The following is a 15,524-nucleotide window of genomic DNA, read 5'->3' as shown; positions in this document are numbered from 1 at the left end:
TTCACCTGATTATTCCCCGTCCACCGGGAATCCTCCCCACTTGAGAATCTGCTCTCTTGTGAGGACTCCACTATTGTACCATTCTATCACATCACGGGATTCCAGCTGTGGTCGGCTAAGCTCCTCGAACTCTATCCATACAGAATCTTCATTCTTGTTCATGAGTCGAAGACGCATATTGATGGCACTGTTGGCTATATTCCGGACAATATGTTGTAGACCTTCCAGGACAACCATACGGTCTTCTTCGGACACATATCCGGCAGCATAGGTTGATCCTTTTGTATCGCCCATACTTAGAGGGGATTGCAGTAGGCCTATCTGGATATCTGTTTCCAGTGATTTCTTGAATGACATGACGTCTAGGGATCCCTTTGCATCAACAGGAATTATATCCAGACCCACTGCAGCGATATCTTCGTTCTCCGAGAGGTACTTGTGCTCATCAAGCCAAGCGTCTATGACCTTCTGAGCATCCTCAATGCTGACAATCTCCTGCTCAACCAGTTTCTCCAAAAGCTTGAAGTCAATAAGATACCTGCCATTGCCATATTTCTTCACAAATGAAACATATCCGTGGTTGATGTTCAGCAGGTTCCGGATACTGAGTTCAATGGGTTCCATCATGGAAGCACCGTAAATGCCGTATGTATCTCGCTTGAGAGGATCTTTTTGAACAGTATCCCAGGCATTATAAGATCCGCAAACCACATCGCTGATCTTCAAGATCTTCCTTTTGGCCTTGTCACTTTCATTGATAACAACAAACCCGGTGGGAGGAGTGAGAATCTCCTTTGGATTCATTTCTCCAACAGTAAAATCCTCCGGGAGGATAGTTGTGTTCTGCATAAGCAGGGGTATCAGGGAGAAAGTCTCTGCATTCCCGTTGGGTAGTGCCACATATATTCCATCCCTGCAGAGAAGCCTGGCAAGTGTCTGCACCTGCTCAAGGAAGTTGACCTTGGTGGACCATCGCTCAAAATCTTTAATGATCTTGGAACCGGTTCCATCAAACTGCATACCTTTTACCAGGGAAAGTGCCAGTTTGTTCAGAGATGTGGAAACATGTGGAGTGCAGGTTGAAAGCTGCTGGTAGTACTTGAAACGGTTATCAGTATCGAAGTTCTGATAGCCTCCGAACTTGGTAGATTTGTCTGTTCTTTTGATACCTGCAGAGGCCATGAGGGTGATTGGCTTAGTATTTGGGCCATTAATTGTGGCATTCAGAAGGACCATGATACCTCACAGATGGTTCTTGATCAGAGTCTTTGCTTCTGCAGCAGTGATCTTACCATCTTCCAGTGACTGCAGAATCTCGTAGACGAAGCATTTCCGCTCTTCTGCGGTCTTGTTTTTCCACCAGATTTTTGCCCTTATGGCTATGCCGGTTCCGATTCCTATCAGGAAGGTAGCTGCTTCAGTTAAATATGATTCTATCATGGTTTTCTGCTCCTAGGTTCATGTTGGCCACACCACTCATCGGAGGGAACTACCGGAAAACCAAGCTTCGCAACTGGAGACTCTCGTCTGCAAAAACCATATGTAATTGTCGTTGGTTTGAAAAATGTGCATGTAGAACAGGTCTCACTCATGCAGTAGAATCAGAATGCTGCAACTATATAAATTTAATACACTTTCCACAGGTGGGGAACTTACATATCTTCGTTCTCTATGAGTTCAGAATAGTTAGGATCGACCACAAACAGAGAACCACATGTTTTGCAATAGTATGATTTTCTCCCAGAAGGAAGGCGGATAAGATTGGGATGATTGTATTCGCATCTTGCAAAGAGTTTCTCGCCTTCAATTTCTACGGTTGCAATCCAGGTCATTTTGTGTTTCTCCTGAGCATATCTTCTCAGTAAAAACAGTACGCTTCGACCTTATATATATTGTATGATGCGTATTTTCTTATACCCCAACATAATAAATAACGTGGAAGAGAAAGATTGGAAACGTGGAAGAGGCTTGTCGCAGACGGCTGATTTTATTATCTTTATAACTATCCTTTTTGTCGTATTCAATGGAAATTCAGGAGACAAATATAGGCGATAGATAAGAGACAGGACAGACAGACACAACGGACAAATTAAAGAACAAACTAAACGAAACTATAGCTTGAAAGATATTTCATATGCATAATTGGGAGGGAATTTCATATAAATTCATGTGAACTATTATTTTTATTACAAAAAGAAGCTTCCAATCTATCTTCGGGGTATTTAGCAACGGTTAATGAAAAAGAAACAGGAGGTATTCAGAGTCCACGTGTGAGTCTTCAGTATAATATTGAATGTCTTGCAAGGTATAACCGTAAGAAATTTTCTGAGCTAAAAGAAAGAGATTGTTCAGAAATATCTGAGGAGATTGACATTGGAAAGCTTAAAGAGTTTAGTTTCAGGATCAACAAGTATATGGATGGGTATGCTCCCAATCAAAGGGATTTGAAGGAATATATTCGTATTATTTCCACATATCTGACTTTTATAGCGAAAGAACCACTCCACCCACCGGGAATGTACGTAAACGAAAATCAGACAATCTTTGAAAATGGTGGCGTTTATTACTGTCCTGCAAAGAGTAAGCATATATTAGAGGAAATGTCCCTGTGCAAATACTGTGTTTGCAGGGCAATCTAACATTGCCTACCTATACGTAGGTAGATATTTAATATATGAGTATTATTCAATTATTATACGAATAAGGATAAATGTGGATTTATATGACTGATCTTAACCCTACTAACCAACAGATACTCCATTATGCAAGACACTTTTTGCAATGCAGAGGCTATAATGGATTTAGTTACAAGGATATTTCCCAGAAGCTTGGCATAAAAAATGCTTCAATTCACCATTATTATCCTAAAAAAGAAGATTTGGTTGCTGCCTTGCTTGAAGAAAGGAGAAAGAGCTTAGCCGTATCCATTGCGCAAATGAAGGAATCTGAAAAATCTGCCCGTGAGCAGCTTCAATATTATTTTGATTATGCATTGCAGGAATTTGATGAAGGCAAATGTATCTGTCCTCCTGGCTCTGTGATAATAGATTTCCACGAACTCCCGGAGAAAGTTAAAAAGCAAGATATGTTGCTACTTGATGATATACTTGACTGGCTCAACAATGTTCTCAGAACTGGCCTGGAACAAGGAGAATTTGAGTTTTCAGATCCAGTCGATACACATGCAGAAATGGTAGTTGAAACTTTAATGGGTGCCAGACTGGTATCCAGCATTAAAGGAAGAAAGACACTTGTCAGAGCAATTTCTTCTATCAAATCATGTCTTGGATGGAGGGATTGATTTTTTATTTAATTTTTGCCTATCTACATGTAGGTAGATAGTTTATAATATCATATTATTTTTGCTCGAAAAAAACGAAACAAATAAAAATACATAAAATTGGAGGAGATTGGTAATGTCCGTTATGAGTATAATCTCATGTGAGATAATGCAAGATGAAATTGTCTGGCTTTTTAGCAATGATCCTGAAGTTGATAAGATCATAATCGTAGAAAATAATAACATTTCAGAATTTGCAGCAAAACTTAATGAACAGAATGTCTCTTATGAAATGGTTCCTTTTGAAAAGCTACCAGATTTTCTAGGATACATTGAAACAAATGAATCAATAGTAGTAGTTAATATTCTGGAACTTGGACTTCACGCAGTGCCAAAAACCTTGAAATCCGAGGTTTACCATAGTATTGAGGAAATGATTCCTTTCTCCGATGGCATACTTCTTTTTTACGGCCTTTGTGGTAATGTTCTGGGAAAGGTCGAAGAGGATTTCTGCCTTGAAAAAGATGGTTGCGTCGTGCGAATACTAAGGGATGAAGAAAGAATTGTGGATGACTGCATCGGAGCTGCAGTCGGCGGTGGAGCAAATTATCTGAAGCTGCTTAAAACCCACAGTAAAGAACCTGCTTTTTTCTTTACACCCATGTATGCCAATTCGTGGAGAGAACTTTTGAACATCGACAAATATAATTCTGATCCTGGAAAAGCGCTCAAGATGGCAAAAATGGTCAACGACATGGCAGGATATTCAAGGGTTGCAAAGGTCAATACGGGCCTGACATATGTAAAAGATGTTGATGCAAAGATCGAGGAATATGCCAATTTGTTTGGATATAGCACCTTTGAGGTCAGCGGTAATCAGGAGATATTCGAGAAATGCTATTCTGCAATAAAGGATGAAATAAAGAACAAAAACATGTAAAAATAATCATGCCTCTGTTAAGTATACTTGCCTGCGAAATGCTCGAAGATGAACTGGTTTATGTTCTCTCAAAAGACCTTGAAATTAAAAACTTATTTGTGGTAGAGAACAAAAACAGCTTAAGGTTTGTACAAAAACTAAAGTCTGAAAATCTAAAGCCTTTTGTGTTTTCATCTGATCGATTGTATCCAATTGTATTAGAAAACAATAGAAGATCATCTGGCAGGTTCATAAAGCTGTTTTCAGATATTCCAATCTTAAGGCAAATATATGATTCGTTTAATAGGAAGAAACAACAGGAATTAACGGTTGTTGTAAATCTTCTGAGAAAAGACCTGCATTCTGATATTGATCATTTGCAATCTGAAGTATATCTGAATGCCAGAGAAATCTCAAAAATATCAGATGGTATCCTTCTTTTCTATGGGAAATGTGGTTATAGTTCTAAAAAAGTACAGGACGATCTGCAGGGGCTTGATTGCCCTGTTTATTTTCTGAGAGACAATGAAAGAAATCTTGTTGATGACTGTATTAGCGTAGCACTTGGTGGTAACGATGCGTACGGGAATAGCAAGGAACTAGGAAAAGGCAAAGGTGTCTTCTATGCAACCCCAATGTGGCTTTCCGATATGAATAAAGAGAACTTCAGATCTACGCAATCTTATAAGGAACACGCTAGATATCTAAGAAACCCTGATTATGCTTTTCTTGTCAAGATCAACAATCAAATTTATAAAGATAATACTTACCATGAGAATGCTTCTGAATTTGCAAAAGAGTTTGACATGGAGATTATTAACACTAATGGAACGATGGATATAGCCAGTAATTCATATATGGAAACTAAAACAAGTATTTCCGAGAGTGGAAACTGTTAACGAAAGAAGAAACAATCCAGGATAATCCCCATGACCAAATACTCACCCCTCATTGCAGCAAAGGCTATCTGGCAGATGCGAATAAAAAAACAACCCTTTGTATTATCTCACGCCATCAATTCCAGATGCAACATGAAATGCTCTTTTTGCGAATACTGGAAAACAGAGGGAGAGGAGATGGAGCTCACGGGTATATTTAAACTCCTTGATCAGGCAAGGGCTTTCGGGATACTTGTCTATAATGCATGGACCGTAGAACCCCTTTTGAGAGAAGACCTGCCTGAGATACTGGCCTATGCGAAGCAGCTGGGAATGGTGACCTCGCTCATCACCAATGGCCTGCTACTTGAAAAAAGGATAGGTGAACTGAATGACCTTGACTACCTCTCAGTTTCTGTGGATGGGACATCCAGCTACAAGGACATAAGAGGCATCAGTCTTGACAGGATCATGCCAGGTATCCTGAAAGCCAGAGATATGATCAGGAAACCTCTTCTGTTGAACTGTGTCATCAGTGGTAAAAACCTAGATGATATTGAAGAACTCATAACCATGGCTAAGGAGCTTGATGTCAAAATCTCATTCGAGCCCATGTACGAATTTAAGGGAATAGATAGGGATACCTGGGAAAACATGGGGATAAGGGATACCGAGAAGTACCGCAAGACTGTGGGCAGGATAATGGAAATGAAAAAAGAAGGTTATCCTATCATCAATTCCTACACATACCTAGAAATGATCCGTGACCTCAGGACGGATTTCATCTGTCATGCCAATGACATAATACTGAACGTAACTGCAGACGGAACTATCGAGAACTGCAGAGTTCATCGAGCACCAATTGGTCATATCGATGACGGGATTGCAAATGTATGGAAGAATACAAGGGAATTCAGGAAGGACATGGCATACAAATGTAAGAAATGCCTTTTTTCTGGTTACGTTGAGAACAGCCTTATGTACAATTTTAATCTGGAAGTTGCGCAACACTATGAATTGATGTAGAACTGACATTTTTCATCAGGCAACATATTCGAGAAGTGCTATAATTCCATAAAGACTGAAATAAAGAACAAATAAACGAAACTATAGCTTGAAAGATGTTTCATTTACATAATATGGAGGAGATTTCATATGAATTCATGTGAACTATTATTTTTATTACAAAAAGAAGCTTCCAATCTTTCTTCTGGATATTTAGCAAAGATCAATGAAAAAGAATCCGGCGATATTCAGACTCCTCCCGGAAGTTTTCAGTATAACATGGAATGTCTTGCAAGGTATAACAGCAAGAAGTTTTCTGAGCTAAAAGAAAGAGATTGTTCTGAAATATCTGAGGAGATTGACACTGGGAAGCTTGAAGATTTTAGTTTCAGGATCAACATGTATATGGATGAGTATGCTCCCGGTCAAAAAGATTTGAAGGAATATACTCGTATTATTTCCACATATCTGACTTTTATAGTGAAAGAACCACTCCATGCACCGGGAATGTACATGAATGAAGATCAGACGATTTTTGAAAATGATGGCGTTTATTACTGCCCTGCAAAGAGTGAGCATATATTAGAGGAAATGTCCCTGTGCAAATACTGTATTTGCAGAGCAACATAACTATTGCCTGCCTATAGGTAGATATTTAGTATACTTAATCTGCACTATGCTTAATGCACTTGGGTAACTCCAACTATATTAAAAACAATATCAATCTGGGTCTTTACATACCGCAAGTTTCGCATTCATATAGGAATCAGTTGCTATTTTCATAGTGCCGTTAATATTGATGATATCCATGTCAAAGGTTTTTGCGAACTCCGATGCGTTCCTGGAAAAGTCGGCATTGTCGGAATCCGGTCGGTTTACCTTAAAGAGCAGGCTGTAATTTGGATCATTAAGATATTTGTAATCATTGGATGATCTACCCGGCTTTATCTCCTCTTTCATGTAATTAATCCACATCGGGGTTACGTAGAAGACACCTTTACCTTTTCCCAGTTTATCGGCTTTCGTGTACGCATCGTTGCCACCAAGTGCGGTACTGATGCAATCCTCCACAACCTCACTGTTATTGTCTTTCAGGAAATAAACAGGACAATCAAGTGACTTTAACTTGGTCTTGGATTCATAACTGTAAGCGCATTTCCCGTAGAAAAGCAGGATTCCATCCGAAAACTTTGCCATATCTCTGGCATTGCGGTATACTTCAGAATGCAGGCGATCCGTATCAGCATGCAGGTCTTTTGGAAGGAGATTCACTACAATAATGAGATGATCACATTTTCCTGCTTTAAGAGCATAGTGTATCTTCTTGAAAATAGAAAACTTTGGAAAACGCAAAATGATTTCAGAGAACAGATCACGACTATTTTTCATAACAATAGCAGATAACCTGTCAAAAGGAAATATGAAAGGTCGCATGCCTCTGGACTTCAGTTTCCTCGCCAATCTGAAACTGTTCGTGTTTTCAACTAAATACAATTGTTTGATGTCATTATCAATTGAGAGAACATGTACAAGTTCATCTTCAAGCATTTCACATGCAACTATACTCAGAACAGGCATGATTAGATCAGTTTCATTAATTGTTGCTACTTATTTAATTCTTCAGGATCTAGACAAGTTCATCCTAGAGTATTTTACAGGCCAATACACTTAATGCAGACATATTTTTCTCCGAATTTATTTATGCAATTCTCTGTTACTTTTATGAAATTCCACACTATCAATAAGTTATTGGGGTTTTTGACCGACACGCTATAAGATATCCATAGCTGGAAACACAAAATGGTATTACAAAGTTCATCCCGACTTTGAACCATGTAAAAGTAGTTGCCGCTCCACTTGCAATGACATCACCTTGATTGATGGTTGACAAAAGTAATCCGACAACAAGTGCTACCGGGATGCAGGAGCGCAGAGTTTCTCCATTAAAAAATAGTCGAAATGCTTCGATCCATGTTTTCCATTCGGTACCTTTCAAAAAATCCTCCAATAGAGCTTGCTAACTTCGATCTCATAAAAATTTATACCCTAAAAGACATTGCTTTTGTAACCTCTATTAGGGAATTCATGAGATTATGACCTTGCAAACTGATCTGATATTCACCTCGTTCTTCACGTTGGCGTATCAATCCTTTGCTTTGTAATTTATCAAGATGGAATAGTAGATTTCCACCACGAAGTTTTGTGAGTTTTGAAAGTGCAGTGAATGATTTAGCATCATCATGTAATGCTTTAAGGATCTGGACTCTGGCGGCACTACTCAATGCATCTCCTATTAAAATGGAGATTTGGTCTTCGGGAAGATCTTTAACTTGTATATCCCCGTTATCGGGTTTACAAAAACCCATTTCTTGCAACATTTCGATCTGGGTCTCTAAACATGTTTCAGCATGTTGGAAGCAATTCAAACACTTTTTGGTTTCCTTTGATTCCCCTGCACGTTCCTTCATTTGGACAAGTTTGCTCCTTAGACTTGAAACGTTAGCATCTGATAGCTCCCCTTTTATCGCAAAACCAGATAAACTGTCAAAGTACTCAGTGAAAACAGGTTCGCAATTGTCCCACATCGTACACTCATGTGACTCATTCTTGATGCTGTTTAAGTTATTTCCAAGAGAAGCATTAAGAAAATCTCCAGCGCATTGATTCTTGAACTCGTTGAGCAATGAATATGTTTTACCCGTTGTAACTTCATTTCTGAATTCATTAAGCTCCAGGCGAAGAGCACGAACTTCTTTTTCCAATGAAGAAGTGCTTGATGATTCCGATATTAGTTCATTCATAACAATTCCTCTTTTTACGGTAGTTTGATTTACAGTTATAAAAAGGTATGTGTAGTATAGTTTTATGACTAAAAATATGCTTGTATACTTTTGTGACAGATTGGTATATATTCATGTACGTATAAGTATCTTATATTGACAAAACCGAAAACCAAAAGTTTCAGAAATCAACAACATGAAGGAGTTTAAAAAATGAAAATACTCGGAATATCAGGAAGCCCAAGGACAGAATTACGTTCAGGCTCTATTAAAGTTGTACAGAAAATCCTGGAGAATACAGGATGTGAATATGAACTTATTTCACTGCACGGTAAAAACATAGGTGGCTGTATCGGTTGTATGGCATGTGCTGGTGACAATGTTTGCAAAGTTAATGATGACATGAAAACCATGCGTGACAAAATTGTTGAAGCAGATGCCTATGTTTTAAGCGGTGTCAACTACTTCAACACATTGAACGCAGTGATGCACTCCTTCATGGAAAGGTGGTATCAATTCAGGCATCGTGAAGCTGATATCCTCTGGGGAAAACTTGCAGTTACCGTAAGTCTTGGAGGTGTAGATCCTGCGCCACCTTCTGAGCATCTAAATACATTCTGCATAATGAATATGATCAAAGTTGTAGACAACGTTCAGGGAATTGGTGCCCCTGGGTGCAGCTATTGTGGATATGGTGAAACATGTAAGGTGGGTGTACACTACTTTAAATACGGACCAGGTGTCCCTGTCACTGAGGATACAATCCCTAATGTCACAAAGGATGATGAATTAATGCTTGCAGCCGAGCAGGCAGGCAAAAAGCTTGGTGAACAACTGCGCTCTGCCGATTACAGCCGTGAGGAAACAACACAGGAAATGATGAAGATAATTGCAGCTATGGGAGAAGCGATGCAAGGACATTAACAACTGGATGCAAAAAGATACTAAAGAAGATATTTTGGAATTAATAAAACTTCAACAGGAGGACATAACAAATGGCAGCCCAAAAAAAAGCTCCAATATTCTGTGAAAAGCTTTGTATTATCTGTAGAGGTGCACGTGCTGGCAACAGTCTGTGTAAAACACTACAGAACATCGAGCTGAAGATAACAGGTCCAAATGGTTGTCCGTTTGGTAAGGCAAGAACTAATTACTATGGTGTCACGCCTGACCAGCCAATTCCAAAGTAACTGCTGAAAAATAAACTAAGCTAAAGAGGAGATTGAACCATGTTTGACTACGAAGAAACTTTCTATTACGAAAAAGAAGTTAGAGTTCCTGCGAAGAAAGCCTGGGATATTCTTTCCATGCCAGGCCATCTCACATTGTTTCATCCCTTCATGGAAGAGCACACAGCTGAGAGTTGGGATGGCATTGGCAATGATTTAACAGGATTACTATAAGGAGTGAATACGAATATGTCTAAAATAAGCATTGAGCAGGCCATTAAGGACATCAAGGCCGGACGTATGGTCATTCTTGTGGATGATGAAGATCGGGAGAATGAAGGGGATCTGACCATGGCAGCAGAGGCGGTGACCCCTGAAGCCATTAATTTTATGGCGAAGTATGGTCGTGGTCTGATCTGCCTTTCCATGACCGGTGAAACAGCTGACCGTTTGGACCTTCCCATGATGGTGGAGAATAATACATCTTTATATGAAACCGGATTTACCGTTTCAATTGAGGCAAAGAATGGAGTGACCACCGGTATTTCTGCTGCAGACAGGGCCACCACCATTCAGACTGCCATTGCCGATGGTGCAACTGCGGAAGACCTTGTTCGACCTGGCCATATTTTCCCCCTGAGAGCCAGAGACAATGGTGTCATGGTTCGTGTCGGCCAGACAGAAGGATCTGTGGATCTGGCACGTCTTGCCGGATGCAAGCCTGCCGGTGTCATCTGTGAGATAATGGATGATGATGGTACCATGGCTCGAATGCCCTCCCTGGAAAAATTCAGCGAAAAGCATGACATAGGTATCTGTACAGTGGCGGATCTTGTGAAGTATCGGTTGAAGACAGAATCTTTTGTCAGAAAAGCAGCTGAAACCGTTATTCCCACGAAATATGGCGGCGAGTTTAATTTGATCGCCTATGAAAATGACCTGGATAAGCTTACCCACATCGCAATGGTCAAAGGTGAAATCGATCCTGAAAAGGATATCCTCGTAAGGGTTCATTCAGAATGTATGACAGGAGATATCTTCGGCTCCATGAGATGTGACTGCGGCGAACAACTCCATAAAGCCATGGCCATGGTGGAGAAAGAGGGAACTGGTGTTATTCTTTATCTCAGGCAGGAAGGCCGGGGGATTGGCCTGGTCAATAAACTCAAGGCTTACGAACTCCAGTGCCGGGGATACGACACGGTTGATGCCAATCTTGAGTTGGGATTTGATGCCGATATGAGGGATTACGCTGTTGGAGCCCAGATTCTTAAGGACCTGGGGGTTCGAAAAATGCGTCTGATGACTAACAATCCAACAAAGATAATGGGTCTTGAAGAATATGGATTAACTGTGGTGGAACGGGTGCCTATTGAAGTAATACCCAATGAGCTAAATAATGACTATCTCAATTGTAAGCAATTGAAAATGGGACATCTTTTAAAAATGGATAGTCAATTATAATTTGTGATCAATGATTGGTCTGCTTTTCTTTTTCAATCAACGATTGTTGGGGAGAAGTTATTTTACAAACTTGAATAGGTTATTTTTCTGTACTCAGGCGATATCAGTGCATGATTATAACGCTAAAGTATATAACCATGTACTGCCGATTATTAATTACAATCATTTACGGAAATGACAGAAACCATTGGAGGAACATTAAATATGAAAACATTAGTAACATATTTGTCACAGACAGGAAACACAAAGAAGATAGCTGAAGCGATTTATGATGTAATTACTGGCGAAAAGGACATTAAAGAAATCAAAGATGTAAGCGATTTTGAAGGCTACGATCTTGTATTTGTGGGTTCACCGGTAATGGAATTTAATATACCTAAAAAAGTTACAAATTTTATTTCAAAGAATGTAGCTGGTAAGAACATGGCATTCTTCATGACCCATGCTGCTCCTGAAGGATTTGAAGCCATACATTCATGGACCAGCACCATCGAGGATTTTGCAGCTAGCGGTAATTTCCTTGGTACATTCGAATGTCAGGGAGAGCTTGCACAGCCTGTTATGGAGATGCTCGAAAAGTCCGATGACCCAGAGATGAGAGGTTTTGCTGCAATGGTAGCTCCTGGTAAAGGACAACCTGACGAAGCTCATGTACAGAAGGCAAGGGAATTCGCAAAGGAAATTCAGGCAAAGGTCCAATGACAAAAATACCCCTTTTCTCTTTTTCCTCTTTTTCCATTGCCCTGCAGAAAGAACTTGTGTCTTTCATGCAGTTTAATAACTGTAGTAACTTCCAATTACACAAAATAAGTCCTGCTGAATTTCAATCAGTGTTGTGAGTTTTTATTCACAAAAAGATTTGATCTGCTTTTCAGGATACCTATTACCCAAGTAAAAGTGTGAAGTCTCTAATTCGAGCCTCTACACCAACTTCTTCTCTCTTAATTTCTCAATCACAAGCTCTGTAGTTTCTTCAACTTGCTTCGCCCTTAGATTGTTCTGCATTCTTGAATAATAATCTGCAATAAAGTCCACAGCCTGACTCTTGTTACAATCCTGTTCCTTCATCACCCGGTGAAGTACTGCGGTCGTATTCTTGCTCACGGTTGCATAGAGTTTTGGTCTCATAATTACCTCGGTCTTGTTTTGATAAGTGCTGACATGTTCAGTTTCTGCGGTCCGTACCTTGATTTGCTAAGCTCTGACAACGCCCATACAAGTGCATCCACCCTATCCGGACTACTTCCTTCTCCTGGAACCCAGTCACACATCTGGTCCTCGAGAGCTGGAAAGGATCCTACGTGGTGCACTTTGCCTTGCTCGTAGAGAGCACTGATAGGCTCGGCCCTGGTCTGCTTTCCCCTGCTAGCCCTTACTGATCTATAGGAAACATTGGGATCGATCGTCCGGAGAGTATACTCTACGAGCTCACCTCCGTTGTTCACTTCTCCGATGACCCTGTCTGCAGAGTGCTTGTAGTAAGCTGCAATGATCTCCTGTGCCCATTTCTTTGGTGTCGCATGGATAGTGTAATCCCCCAGGACATAGTACTCTCCGCGTTCATCCACGGCTGCAACAACAATGCCGGTGTCAGCTGAAGCTTCATTGGATGTGACTGCTGGATCCACACCAACCACGATACGCAGAAGATTGGGAACTTTCGCCACCCTGGCATCCTCTATTATCTGTCGGGTCCAGAGTGCATCCGGGTTATCGTCCAGTATCTCTGCGTTGAGCTCCTGCCTTCCTAATCTGGTCCCTTCGTACCTGCTAATGATCACATCGATGAAGGCAGGTGCCAGGTTGGACAGGTTCTCGTAGGTGGATCCTCTTGTTACGTGGGTACTGGTATCGTTCAGGATGTTCTTGACAAGCGGGATAGGTCTGGGTGTTGTAGTGATGGCTGCTCTGGGATCATCTCCAAGCCTTAAACCGAACTGCAGCATGTCCCAGGTTTTTTCCGGGTACTTCCAGGCTGCAATTTCATCACACCAGGCAGTGTCGTGCTGGGGACCTCTCAACCTGTCCGGCTCTTCAGCGCTGAAAAGCAGAGCAATGGCACCGTTGGGCCAGGTGATTCTGCGTTTGGATGGCTCGTAGACAGGTCGATTCCATGGAGGGCAGACCGACAGTATGCCAGATTCTCCTTCCACCATGGTATCCCTGGCATCGGCTGCAGTAGGTGCTACAAGAGCTATCCTGCGGGCCTTGCCTGACTCTACCCTTTCCCGGATCCATTCACCCCCGCAGCGACTTTTACCGAACCCTCTCCCAGCGAGCAAAAGCCAGTACCGCCAGTCATCTTCAGGAGCGAGCTGGTTGGGCCGGGCCCAGAACTTCCAGTCGTATTCCAGCTGCTGGATCTCGTCATCGCTAAGATCACTCAGGATCTTCTGCCGCTCTGACTCTGGCAGCAATGCTATTGATTCTGCCATTGATCTTGTCTCGTGTTTCATCTATGTTTATCTCGACGTTGTTCTGGGTCATATTGATCTCAACCTCCCGCTTGGCAAACTCAGCAGGACAACTGCGTTCAAGCCACCATGCTGCAGCCTGCCAGGTATGAGCAGCTGCTTTCTGAATGATAGCAACGTTCCTGGCAACGGCCTCTGCTCTGGCTTTCTTCACCGAATGGTAGAACTCGAAATACTGGCCTGACTTTGCAGTCTCTCCTTTCTTCATCCAGTCGTAATAGGTGACAGATGCTATTCCCACAGCATCACAGGCATGGATCACAGGGACCCCGGACTTAAGGAGTTTGATCAGCGGGTCGGATATTTCTACCATCATTTTGCTTCCCTTTTTTCTTCCCATGTGAAGTCCTCTCCATTTCGTTTTAGTTCATGGTTGCCGGTCAAGTTGACATATCTTTGAACAATTACATCGCAGTAGCGAGGATCAAGTTCAACTCCGTAACAGACGCGATTGAGCTGATGTGACGCAATTAGTGTCGTACCGGAGCCACCGAACAGGTCCAGCACAATCCCCTTTTGTCGGGTAGAGTTGCTGATGGCATTTGCAACAAGGGCCACCGGCTTTGTGGTCGGGTGAAGCTCGGATGCGGATGGCCTTTCAAACTCCCAGAGATCGGACTGTTTTCTGTCCTCTACCTGGCACAACCGTGGAGCTCCGTCCTTCCAGCCGTACCATATGGGCTCGTACTGGGTGTGGTAGTCCTTCCTCGAGAGAACAAGTCTGTCCTTGGCCCAGATGATCGTGCTGCTCCAATGATAGTTGTTCTCTTTGAGGGATAGCATCATGTTTCCCCATTCCTGGGCCGACATCACAACGTAGGTCGGACATCCATCCTTTGAGAACTGGTTCATGCAACTGAAACTTGCCATCATGAACTCTTTGAAGTCCTCTGTTCCCATTGCATCGTTGAGAATGCTACGCTGTTTCCAAGAAGGATGCTTTGTTGCTCCGTAGTTCACGTTCCAGGGCGGGTCAGTGAATACCAAATCGGCTCTATCCTCACCCATGAGCTTGGCCACCTGTTCCGGGTCGGTGCTGTCTCCACAGAGTAATTTGTGGGTGCCCAGCTCCCAGATATCCCCGAGAACCGTCACAGCCTCCTCAGGGACTTCCGGTGGCTCATCCTCCGTGAACTCAACAGGTGTTATCGACTCAAGCAGACCGTCCACATCATCCAACGTGTAACCGATGGCCTCGAAGTCAAAGTCCGGGATCTCTGCTATTTCCTGCAGCAGTTTTGCCAATGTTTCAGTATCTGTCTCTGCCAGCTCAGCCAGCCTGTTATCGGCGATGACGTAGGCCACAGCCTTCTCGTATGGAAGGTCGAGGGTTATTACGGGAACCTCGGTAAAGCCCAGCTCAAGGGCAGCCTGAAGCCTTGCGTGGCCTGCTACGACCATCTTGTCAGCTGTGACGAGGATGGGGTTCGTCCATCCGAACTCGGAAAGTGACTTTTTAAGTGCTAACATCTGATTTTCAGGGTGTCGTTTCGGGTTGTCGGCAAAAGGTTTCAATTCGCCGACGGGAATAGTAATGACTTGCATTTTTCGTACC

The 15,524-nt window shown here is 42.0% G+C and carries 21 protein-coding genes; 11 read left to right on the top strand and 10 right to left on the bottom strand.

Annotated elements, in window-relative coordinates:
- Positions 1-9 precede the first annotated feature (9 nt).
- The 3 genes from J2755_RS06300 to J2755_RS06290 form a co-directional block, all read right to left on the bottom strand.
- Positions 10-1,236, bottom strand: a complete 1,227-nt coding sequence (locus J2755_RS06300) for a hypothetical protein (RefSeq protein ID WP_209681031.1) — start codon at positions 1,234-1,236, stop codon at positions 10-12.
- Positions 1,237-1,242: 6 nt separating this feature from the next.
- Positions 1,243-1,440 (bottom strand): SHOCT-like domain-containing protein, encoded by a 198-nt coding sequence (locus J2755_RS06295; RefSeq protein ID WP_209681030.1) that lies wholly within the window; start codon positions 1,438-1,440, stop codon positions 1,243-1,245.
- A gap of 212 nt (positions 1,441-1,652) precedes the next feature.
- A complete protein-coding gene (locus J2755_RS06290) occupies positions 1,653-1,832 on the bottom strand; it encodes a hypothetical protein (RefSeq protein ID WP_209681028.1) in 180 nt (59 codons plus the stop codon).
- 300 nt (positions 1,833-2,132) lie between these two features.
- Between J2755_RS06290 and J2755_RS06285 the strand changes: the two genes are divergently transcribed.
- The 6 genes from J2755_RS06285 (at position 2,133) to J2755_RS06260 (ending at position 6,712) form a co-directional block, all read left to right on the top strand.
- Positions 2,133-2,639, top strand: a complete 507-nt coding sequence (locus J2755_RS06285; protein ID WP_209681448.1) for a DUF2115 family protein — start codon at positions 2,133-2,135, stop codon at positions 2,637-2,639.
- An 83-nt stretch (positions 2,640-2,722) separates the two neighbouring features.
- Entirely contained in the window at positions 2,723-3,301 is a 579-nt protein-coding gene (locus J2755_RS06280; protein ID WP_209681026.1) for a TetR/AcrR family transcriptional regulator, read from the top strand.
- A 115-nt stretch (positions 3,302-3,416) separates the two neighbouring features.
- Complete coding sequence (locus tag J2755_RS06275) at positions 3,417-4,220, top strand: DUF1638 domain-containing protein (RefSeq protein WP_209681024.1); 804 nt, start codon at positions 3,417-3,419, stop codon at positions 4,218-4,220.
- Positions 4,221-4,258: 38 nt separating this feature from the next.
- Positions 4,259-5,098, top strand: coding sequence for a DUF1638 domain-containing protein (locus tag J2755_RS06270; RefSeq protein WP_209681022.1), 840 nt, complete (start codon positions 4,259-4,261; stop codon positions 5,096-5,098).
- A 30-nt stretch (positions 5,099-5,128) separates the two neighbouring features.
- The gene (locus J2755_RS06265; RefSeq protein WP_209681020.1) at positions 5,129-6,103 is read left to right on the top strand and encodes a radical SAM protein; all 975 of its coding nucleotides are present in this window, start codon (positions 5,129-5,131) and stop codon (positions 6,101-6,103) included.
- A gap of 129 nt (positions 6,104-6,232) precedes the next feature.
- Positions 6,233-6,712 (top strand): DUF2115 family protein, encoded by a 480-nt coding sequence (locus J2755_RS06260; protein WP_209681018.1) that lies wholly within the window; start codon positions 6,233-6,235, stop codon positions 6,710-6,712.
- Between the two features lie 90 nt (positions 6,713-6,802).
- Here J2755_RS06260 and J2755_RS06255 read toward each other — a convergent pair whose 3' ends face one another.
- The 3 genes from J2755_RS06255 to J2755_RS06245 all read right to left on the bottom strand — a co-directional run bounded on the left by J2755_RS06255 (position 6,803) and on the right by J2755_RS06245 (position 8,883).
- Positions 6,803-7,660, bottom strand: coding sequence for a DUF1638 domain-containing protein (locus J2755_RS06255; RefSeq protein ID WP_209681016.1), 858 nt, complete (start codon positions 7,658-7,660; stop codon positions 6,803-6,805).
- Positions 7,661-7,820: 160 nt separating this feature from the next.
- Positions 7,821-8,078, bottom strand: a complete 258-nt coding sequence (gene nrtS / locus J2755_RS06250) for a nitrate/nitrite transporter NrtS (RefSeq protein WP_209681015.1) — start codon at positions 8,076-8,078, stop codon at positions 7,821-7,823.
- Positions 8,079-8,121: 43 nt separating this feature from the next.
- Complete coding sequence (locus tag J2755_RS06245; protein ID WP_209681013.1) at positions 8,122-8,883, bottom strand: winged helix-turn-helix domain-containing protein; 762 nt, start codon at positions 8,881-8,883, stop codon at positions 8,122-8,124.
- Between the two features lie 192 nt (positions 8,884-9,075).
- Between J2755_RS06245 and J2755_RS06240 the strand changes: the two genes are divergently transcribed.
- The 5 genes from J2755_RS06240 to J2755_RS06220 all read left to right on the top strand — a co-directional run bounded on the left by J2755_RS06240 (position 9,076) and on the right by J2755_RS06220 (position 12,197).
- A complete protein-coding gene (locus J2755_RS06240) occupies positions 9,076-9,786 on the top strand; it encodes a flavodoxin family protein (protein ID WP_209681011.1) in 711 nt (236 codons plus the stop codon).
- A 71-nt stretch (positions 9,787-9,857) separates the two neighbouring features.
- Positions 9,858-10,052 carry a hypothetical protein gene (locus tag J2755_RS06235; protein ID WP_209681009.1) on the top strand — a complete coding sequence of 65 codons (195 nt, stop codon included), beginning with the start codon at positions 9,858-9,860 and terminating at the stop codon, positions 10,050-10,052.
- Positions 10,053-10,091: 39 nt separating this feature from the next.
- Entirely contained in the window at positions 10,092-10,265 is a 174-nt protein-coding gene (locus J2755_RS06230; RefSeq protein WP_209681007.1) for a hypothetical protein, read from the top strand.
- Positions 10,266-10,280: 15 nt separating this feature from the next.
- On the top strand, positions 10,281-11,495 hold the full coding sequence (locus J2755_RS06225) for a bifunctional 3,4-dihydroxy-2-butanone-4-phosphate synthase/GTP cyclohydrolase II (RefSeq protein WP_209681005.1): 1,215 nt from the start codon (positions 10,281-10,283) through the stop codon (positions 11,493-11,495).
- Between the two features lie 204 nt (positions 11,496-11,699).
- Positions 11,700-12,197 carry a flavodoxin family protein gene (locus tag J2755_RS06220; RefSeq protein ID WP_209681003.1) on the top strand — a complete coding sequence of 166 codons (498 nt, stop codon included), beginning with the start codon at positions 11,700-11,702 and terminating at the stop codon, positions 12,195-12,197.
- A 219-nt stretch (positions 12,198-12,416) separates the two neighbouring features.
- Here the strand turns inward: J2755_RS06220 and J2755_RS06215 are convergent, their stop codons facing one another.
- Genes J2755_RS06215 through J2755_RS06200 form a run of 4 tightly spaced genes read right to left on the bottom strand, consistent with a single transcriptional unit; the run spans position 12,417 to position 15,514 of the window.
- Positions 12,417-12,623, bottom strand: a complete 207-nt coding sequence (locus J2755_RS06215) for a hypothetical protein (RefSeq protein WP_209681001.1) — start codon at positions 12,621-12,623, stop codon at positions 12,417-12,419.
- 2 nt (positions 12,624-12,625) lie between these two features.
- Entirely contained in the window at positions 12,626-13,930 is a 1,305-nt protein-coding gene (locus tag J2755_RS06210) for a DNA-packaging protein (protein ID WP_245312739.1), read from the bottom strand.
- Positions 13,875-14,309: a hypothetical protein gene (locus J2755_RS06205; protein ID WP_209680999.1), complete on the bottom strand. Its 435-nt coding sequence runs from the start codon at positions 14,307-14,309 to the stop codon at positions 13,875-13,877. The genes J2755_RS06210 and J2755_RS06205 overlap by 56 nt, the downstream gene beginning before the upstream one ends.
- Positions 14,282-15,514 carry a site-specific DNA-methyltransferase gene (locus J2755_RS06200; protein ID WP_209680997.1) on the bottom strand — a complete coding sequence of 411 codons (1,233 nt, stop codon included), beginning with the start codon at positions 15,512-15,514 and terminating at the stop codon, positions 14,282-14,284. Before J2755_RS06200 ends, J2755_RS06205 begins: the two co-directional genes overlap by 28 nt.
- Positions 15,515-15,524: the final 10 nt, after the last annotated feature.

This window comes from Methanohalophilus levihalophilus (assembly GCF_017874375.1).
GTDB classification, from domain to species: domain Archaea; phylum Halobacteriota; class Methanosarcinia; order Methanosarcinales; family Methanosarcinaceae; genus Methanohalophilus; species Methanohalophilus levihalophilus.
Note: the sequence above shows the minus strand (reverse complement) of the source record. Positions and strands in the feature narration are given on the sequence as shown.

Coding starts and splice junctions, on each gene's coding strand:
- J2755_RS06300 (WP_209681031.1), bottom strand. CDS start 1,236: ATGGTCCTTCTGAATGCCACAATTAATGGCCCAAATACTAAGCCAATC.
- J2755_RS06295 (WP_209681030.1), bottom strand. CDS start 1,440: ATGATAGAATCATATTTAACTGAAGCAGCTACCTTCCTGATAGGAATC.
- J2755_RS06290 (WP_209681028.1), bottom strand. CDS start 1,832: ATGACCTGGATTGCAACCGTAGAAATTGAAGGCGAGAAACTCTTTGCA.
- J2755_RS06280 (WP_209681026.1), top strand. CDS start 2,723: ATGACTGATCTTAACCCTACTAACCAACAGATACTCCATTATGCAAGA.
- J2755_RS06275 (WP_209681024.1), top strand. CDS start 3,417: ATGTCCGTTATGAGTATAATCTCATGTGAGATAATGCAAGATGAAATT.
- J2755_RS06270 (WP_209681022.1), top strand. CDS start 4,259: ATGCTCGAAGATGAACTGGTTTATGTTCTCTCAAAAGACCTTGAAATT.
- J2755_RS06265 (WP_209681020.1), top strand. CDS start 5,129: ATGACCAAATACTCACCCCTCATTGCAGCAAAGGCTATCTGGCAGATG.
- J2755_RS06260 (WP_209681018.1), top strand. CDS start 6,233: ATGAATTCATGTGAACTATTATTTTTATTACAAAAAGAAGCTTCCAAT.
- J2755_RS06255 (WP_209681016.1), bottom strand. CDS start 7,660: ATGCCTGTTCTGAGTATAGTTGCATGTGAAATGCTTGAAGATGAACTT.
- J2755_RS06245 (WP_209681013.1), bottom strand. CDS start 8,883: ATGAATGAACTAATATCGGAATCATCAAGCACTTCTTCATTGGAAAAA.
- J2755_RS06240 (WP_209681011.1), top strand. CDS start 9,076: ATGAAAATACTCGGAATATCAGGAAGCCCAAGGACAGAATTACGTTCA.
- J2755_RS06235 (WP_209681009.1), top strand. CDS start 9,858: ATGGCAGCCCAAAAAAAAGCTCCAATATTCTGTGAAAAGCTTTGTATT.
- J2755_RS06230 (WP_209681007.1), top strand. CDS start 10,092: ATGTTTGACTACGAAGAAACTTTCTATTACGAAAAAGAAGTTAGAGTT.
- J2755_RS06225 (WP_209681005.1), top strand. CDS start 10,281: ATGTCTAAAATAAGCATTGAGCAGGCCATTAAGGACATCAAGGCCGGA.
- J2755_RS06220 (WP_209681003.1), top strand. CDS start 11,700: ATGAAAACATTAGTAACATATTTGTCACAGACAGGAAACACAAAGAAG.
- J2755_RS06215 (WP_209681001.1), bottom strand. CDS start 12,623: ATGAGACCAAAACTCTATGCAACCGTGAGCAAGAATACGACCGCAGTA.
- J2755_RS06210 (WP_245312739.1), bottom strand. CDS start 13,930: ATGGCAGAATCAATAGCATTGCTGCCAGAGTCAGAGCGGCAGAAGATC.
- J2755_RS06205 (WP_209680999.1), bottom strand. CDS start 14,309: ATGGGAAGAAAAAAGGGAAGCAAAATGATGGTAGAAATATCCGACCCG.
- J2755_RS06200 (WP_209680997.1), bottom strand. CDS start 15,514: ATGCAAGTCATTACTATTCCCGTCGGCGAATTGAAACCTTTTGCCGAC.